The sequence below is a fragment of the Methyloglobulus sp. genome, from assembly GCF_046714055.1.
Taxonomy (GTDB): domain Bacteria; phylum Pseudomonadota; class Gammaproteobacteria; order Methylococcales; family Methylomonadaceae; genus Methyloglobulus.
This window is the reverse complement of sequence record NZ_JBKKBJ010000033.1, coordinates 1-6,205: the sequence shown is the minus strand read 5'-3', so window position 1 is coordinate 6,205 and position 6,205 is coordinate 1. Positions and strand designations below refer to the sequence as shown.

General features: G+C 51.6%; 5 protein-coding genes. 3 read left to right on the top strand and 2 right to left on the bottom strand.

Features of this window, described 5'->3' with window-relative positions:
• Positions 1-342: 342 nt before the first annotated feature.
• Positions 343-2,787 (bottom strand): tetratricopeptide repeat protein, encoded by a 2,445-nt coding sequence (locus tag ACLQ6D_RS02005; protein WP_411725587.1) that lies wholly within the window; start codon positions 2,785-2,787, stop codon positions 343-345.
• 155 nt (positions 2,788-2,942) lie between these two features.
• Complete coding sequence (locus ACLQ6D_RS02000) at positions 2,943-3,128, bottom strand: hypothetical protein (protein WP_411725586.1); 186 nt, start codon at positions 3,126-3,128, stop codon at positions 2,943-2,945.
• A 215-nt stretch (positions 3,129-3,343) separates the two neighbouring features.
• Here ACLQ6D_RS02000 and rpiA point away from each other — a divergent pair, with 215 nt between their 5' ends.
• From rpiA to ACLQ6D_RS01985, 3 genes are all read left to right on the top strand, one after another.
• Positions 3,344-3,997, top strand: coding sequence for a ribose-5-phosphate isomerase RpiA (rpiA, locus tag ACLQ6D_RS01995; RefSeq protein WP_411725585.1), 654 nt, complete (start codon positions 3,344-3,346; stop codon positions 3,995-3,997).
• A 197-nt stretch (positions 3,998-4,194) separates the two neighbouring features.
• Positions 4,195-4,746 carry a DOMON-like domain-containing protein gene (locus ACLQ6D_RS01990; protein WP_411725584.1) on the top strand — a complete coding sequence of 184 codons (552 nt, stop codon included), beginning with the start codon at positions 4,195-4,197 and terminating at the stop codon, positions 4,744-4,746.
• 12 nt (positions 4,747-4,758) lie between these two features.
• A complete protein-coding gene (locus tag ACLQ6D_RS01985) occupies positions 4,759-5,961 on the top strand; it encodes an exo-beta-N-acetylmuramidase NamZ domain-containing protein (RefSeq protein ID WP_411725583.1) in 1,203 nt (400 codons plus the stop codon).
• The last annotated feature ends 244 nt before the right edge of the window (positions 5,962-6,205 follow it).

Below are 6,205 nucleotides of genomic sequence, written 5' to 3'. Positions count from 1 at the left end.
CCCATCTGTAAACAACCCTGAGATTTCTTACAGCTTAATTAAATTTGACGATAAATCTTGTCACTGATTAATCCAGCAGGATTTTATCAATTGGGGAACAGCCAACGCTGAAAATCTAACCGCGCTGTCCTCCTCGCGTCTCCAAGGCCTTACGCCAAATAACTGCCGTAACCAATCCAATTCGTCTGTTGAAGCCATTTCAACCACAAAACTTATTTTCGCTCAAATGGTTATAAAACAGTCTTCATTTAAAATGTGATCAAGAGACAACGCTTCGCGGTGGCGATATGGCTTGATGGCTCCATTCCCATCGACCCGAAGGCAAGCCTTCGACAATGCAACTTACTTTTTATCTTCCAATTCCTCCACCATCCGCTTGATTCCCGCATCGTCTGGCAGGGCTTCGGAGGCTTTCCGTGCGTAAGCAAGCGCGGCTTTGGCATCGCCCGCTTCACGCTGCATCGAAATCAGCGCGCCGAGAATATCAAGATCATAAGGGTGCCGCGCATCGATCTTCTTCAATACTGCCAGTGCCTCACGCCTTTCCCCGGCTGAATGCAGCCCTACGGCATGGACATAGGCATAGCGGGTGTTATCGGGGGCGAGTTTGGCCGCCATTGCAAGTTCCGCCAGCGCAGCGGGCGCTTTGCCCTGGCGCACCAGCGACAAGCCCAGCGCGTGGTGCAAATCCGCTGCGCTCGGCAATAAAGCTAATCCCCGGCGCAATTGCTTTTCACCTTCGTCTTCGCGTCCTTGCTGACGATAAATGTCGGCGAGGTTGACATAAGCACCGGCGAAACGCGGGTCAAGTGTAAGCGCCCGTTCATACGCCGAGACAGCAGCTTGGCTGTTTCCCTGGCGCAGCAAAAAATTACCCAGATTAACGTTTTCCGATGGCCAATCGGCATTGATCGTCAAGTAATCCTGGTATTCCTTAATCGCACTTTCGTGGGCGCTAAGCCGGCTGGCTGGAAACTGGCTATTAGGGACATCAGCAAGCATGCGTGCAGCCTCAATGCGTACACCGCGTATCGGATCGGCCAGCAGCGGAGCCGCGGCCAGTACACGGTTGACTGGATCGATAGCTTCGACGAGCCCTAGCGCTGCAATACGCACAGACGGATCGGCATCCTGTAAAAGCAGCCGTGCAGCGGTTAGAAACTCGGGGCGCATTAGCGGCTCGATGAAGGTTATCGCAGTTGCGCGCACAATCGCAGGACTGGTTGAGTCTTGAGCAAGATCGAGCAATGCGGGCAAAGCCTTAATACCTTGTGCCGCTCCGGCGTGTAACGTGTTTCCGTAATGTGGCCGTTCTCGCCACGCTTTGCCGTACCATTCATCCATAGCCGCGGCGGCCCATTCGGGTTTACGGATTTGGTGGCATTGGGTACAGGCGTTCGGACTGCCCAACGATTGCGACAAGTCCGGCCTCGGCAAACGGAAACTATGATCGTGCCGACCATCAATAACCATATAATTCTGCTCCGGCGCATGGCAATCGATGCACTGCGTACCTTTCGAGCCCAGTTTGTGGAAATGGTGTTTACTACTGTCGAACTCGGCAGCGTTATGGCAGCGTGTGCACAAAGCGTTGCCTTCGGCACGCAGCTTGAGTGTGTGCGGTTCGTGGCAGTCCAGGCAAGTAACGCCTTTTTGGAACATTTTACTCTGCCGGAACGAGCCCCAGGTGTAATCCTCGTCGCGCTGTTGTCCGTCGGCGTAATAGGTCGGCTGCGTCAACAGTGCCGGGCGATGCGTGTCTTCCAGCGGCAGGCCGGGCAAACCGCCTTCCGCCAGCGTCGAGCGGCGTGCATGGCAAGCCCAGCACGTATTCATCAGCGCATCGGCGGCGGGCTGGTCGCGCTGTGCGAATTTTGCGTCACTTGCCGGAAATTTCCACGCCTCGCGCCAGCGGCTTTGCAGATGCACTGCAAGTCCCTTGTCGTCGCCCTGCGCATATGGTGGCTGCGCCCATTTCGACCATTCGATGTGCTGCGATGCGGGGCCGTGACAAGACTCGCAAGAAACATTGATGGCGCTGAATGTTGTTTTATAGCTGTCCGTCGCTGTGTCGTAACCTTTTTTGAGATGGGTCGAATGGCATTCGGCACATTGCAGGTTCCAGTTCTGATATCGTCCAGTCCAGTGCAGTTGATCGCTATGATCGACTTTTTCGTGGGGATAGAGATGAAACCAGCGTTGCCCTCCTTCGGACTGCTTACGGCTATCCCAAGCGATGCCCAGCGCCTGGTAGCGGCCACCGGGAAACTCGATCAAATATTGTTGCAGCGGTGTAACGCCGAAAGTGTATTTGATTGGAAAATCGGCGAGGTTGCCGTCAAGCCCGTCAGTACGGACCATGAACTTGCCATCGCGCTTAAAAAAACTGGATTCGACGTCGTGGTGCTTGAACTTTGCGTCATTGAAATCGCCGAGCACCGTTTGTGCATTCGCTTCCTGCATCGCAAGAGCGTGGTGCGAACCCGCCCACGACTCGAATTCGCTCCGATGACATTGCGTACATGCATTCGCACCGACATACTCTCTATGCGCAAAAGGAGACACCGCTTCTGGCTTTAAGGTGGCCGGCGCAGCCACCAGAGTCGGCGCTTGGGGCATCGGTAAAAAGTAGATAACGCCAAAAATCGCCGCCACAATCAAACCAAAGGTGAGGAAAATGGCGATCCGGAGCTTTCCGTCCGCAGATGAGCTTTGCGGAGTTTCCAAGGGTAAAACCGAATCACTTTTGGTGGCCTTTGATGGTTTTGTTGTCTTGCGTCGGCTCATTTTTGGTTCTATCTTGAGTCAGTTGTGGGAAAAGGCATGTTTGCGTTAAGTATATCCGACGAAGCACGGCGTGTCAGGTCGCTATGTACAGTCGACCGATGTGCGAGTCGCGGTCATAAGTGGTCGTGTGCGGAATCGGTGTGATGGACGTAGAGTCAGAAGCGAGGGTCGCTCTCGGCGGCAGTCCATTGGGGCATTTGCAGTTTGCCGACGGGCTTGCCGACGTTGTTGTCGATGAAATTCAGTTTCGGCAGACGTACTATCACCGGCTTGCCGTCGCGCAGTTCAAACTTCGTCTTGACGCTGTTCCCCATCAACTGCTCCGGCGGAATGCCATGCACCTTTCGTCCACGGGCACATCCTCCTCGGGCACTCTGAAACCGGACAGTTTATTAATTCCTAACAATAGAAAAAAATCGGCTGAGGAAACTTTGCATCTGAGGTATTATCAATGCCTGTTTTTCAACGGGTGCTTTTTGGAATTTCGGCCACTCTTTCCATAAAGGGTGTTGAGTTTTGTAAGTGCCCTTATTTTAATGACAACAACGGTAAACTCATGACACAAGATGAATTGAAACAAAAGGTTGCTCAAGCGGCATTGAAATATATCAAGGATGTGCCCGTCATTGGTGTGGGCACAGGTTCTACGGTGAAGTATTTCATCAATTATCTGGCTGATATGAAGGCCAATATTGAAGGTACGGTATCCAGCTCAGAAGGAACCACGGCACTGTTGAAACAGGCAGGAATTCCCGTGCTGGACTTGAATGCGGTAGGCACGATTGAGGTGTATGTGGATGGCGCCGATGAGATCAATCCACGTAAGCAATTGATTAAGGGCGGGGGCGCGGCGCTGACACGGGAAAAAATCATAGCCGCAGCCAGTAAGCAGTTTGTGTGTATTGCGGATGGCTCTAAGTGCGTCGATGTTTTAGGCAAATTTCCGCTGCCGATTGAAGTGATTCCGATGGCCAGAAGCTATGTTGCCAGGGAAATGGTCAAATTGGGCGGTCAGCCAGTGTGGCGGGAAAATTGTGTCACCGATAACGGTAACCAAATTATAGATGTCCATAACCTGGACATCATGGAACCCGTAAAAATGGAACAAGCCATCAATAACATCACTGGCGTGGTTGCCGTCGGACTCTTTGCCATGCGCCCTGCGGATGTGGTGTTGGTCAGCAAAGGCGAGGAAATTGTAACATTTTAATTTTGCAATAATTAGGTCGGGAAATCCCTTATTGTTTCGATTCCGTGAAGTATTAACTGTGTGTTTGCGTTCGCCTTGAGATTCTATGGTTTACATTCCATAGCGCATCTTATGGCCTTGATTAACAAGGATTGTCAGATAGCGTCATACCGGGATTGGCGGAATAAGTTTCTGACCAAACAAGAAAAAGTAATAATTTGATCTCTAAATCTTGCCTTATTCACCATCCAGAGACCGCCGATGCTGCCATTAAGGAATTGTATATTGGGGTTAAGGCTCTTTATCAAAATGGCGACTTGACTCTTCGGTATGAATTGGTCGGTGACTTGGATGCTTTATTGATTCCTGAACGGCAATTACCCAACGAAGCAGACGAATTATGGAAACACACCTGCTTTGAAGCCTTCATAGCCGTTGAGGAAGAAGATGCTTGCCATGAATTTAATTTTTCACCTTCGGGCCTATGGGCAGCCTACGCATTCGACGATTACCGGGTACGGAAGGATTGGCGGGCTAAAAATGCACACGCCATACACTTTGCCCGTTCTGATGACCAGTTAGTGCTTACAACCGTCATTACTAACCCTGACTTACCCGATAATCCGCTTAATAAATCGTACCGGCTTGGCCTGTCCGCCGTACTGGAAACGAAAAATGGCGAACTCTCCTACTGGGCGCTATGCCATCCATCCGGCAAGCCTGATTTTCACCATCGTAGCGGATTTACCCTTTCCTTTAACCTGGCTTGACGTTCATACAGCATGAAATTTGGCATTGACCGATTACTTGAAGATTCTAACTTACGTAAACCGTTGTCGGGAAAACGGGTTGCGCTGCTGGCCCATCCGGCTTCTGTAACTCCCGATTTGACACACTCCCTGGATGCCTTGGCAAACCTGCCGGATATTAAACTCAGCGCCGCATTTGGCCCACAGCATGGGCTACGCGGCGATAAGCAAGACAACATGATGGAATCTGCCGATTTCATCGACCCTATCCGTGGCATTCCGGTTTTCAGCCTGTATGGAGGAGTCCGCCGCCCCACCGATGCCATGATGGACACCTTTGATGTTTTGCTGGTCGATTTACAAGATCTCGGTTGCCGTATCTACACCTTTATCACCACCTTACGCTATGTGCTGGAAGCAGCGGCTAGTCACAAAAAATCCGTCTGGATACTTGACCGCCCCAACCCTGCTGGCCGTCCCATAGAAGGGCTAACTTTACGACCAAGCTGGGAGAGCTTTGTCGGTGCTGGTACGATGCCCATGCGCCACGGCATGACGATGGGCGAGCTGGCTCGCTGGTTTATCACCACCCTAAAGCTGGATGTGGAATGTCAGGTTATTACCCTGCAGGGCTGGGAACCGGACGCTGCACCCGGTTACGGCTGGCCGCTAGGTGAACGTACCTGGATCAACCCCAGCCCGAATGCGCCCAACCTGTGGATGACCCGTTGCTATGCCGGAACGGTGATGTTGGAAGGCACCACCTTATCGGAAGGCCGTGGCACGACCCGACCATTGGAATTGTTTGGTGCGCCGGACATCAATGCCCACGCCCTGATCAAAACCATGCCTAAGTTGGCTCCCCATTGGTTATCAGGTTGCCGCTTACGTGAATGCTGGTTTGAACCGACTTTCCATAAACATGCCGGACAACTTTGCTCAGGTGTACAAATTCATGTTGAAGATGCAAGTTACAACCATGAAGCTTTCCGCCCTTGGCGCTTGCAAGCCCTAGCATTCAAGGCGTTAAGACTACAGCACCCGGATTATCCGTTATGGCTTGATTTCCCTTATGAATACGAACTCGACCGCTTGGCTATTGATGTGATTAATGGTTCACCCTTATTACGAGAATGGGTGGATGATGCCCATGCTATCCCGGCAGATTTAGACGATATTACACTAGCGGATGAACGCGCATGGGAAGAAGAAAGGCGTGATTTCCTGCTTTATTGACATAACTCTGGGCTAACTACCCGGTTTACAGCATTTTCAATAATCACCCTAGGTTCTGTTGACATTTTATCAACGGAAAATCAATCGATTACCGTCATGCCGTCAGAGCCTGCCCCAGTCAGGGATTGCCGGGGGAGGGAAGCTGTCTCTTGATCACAACTCAGCGAGTCCCGACTTGCTGAGTTGGTAGCCCTGAAGCCTTTCTTGTAATCGAAACCAACCCCGCCAAATCGTGTCCCAACCG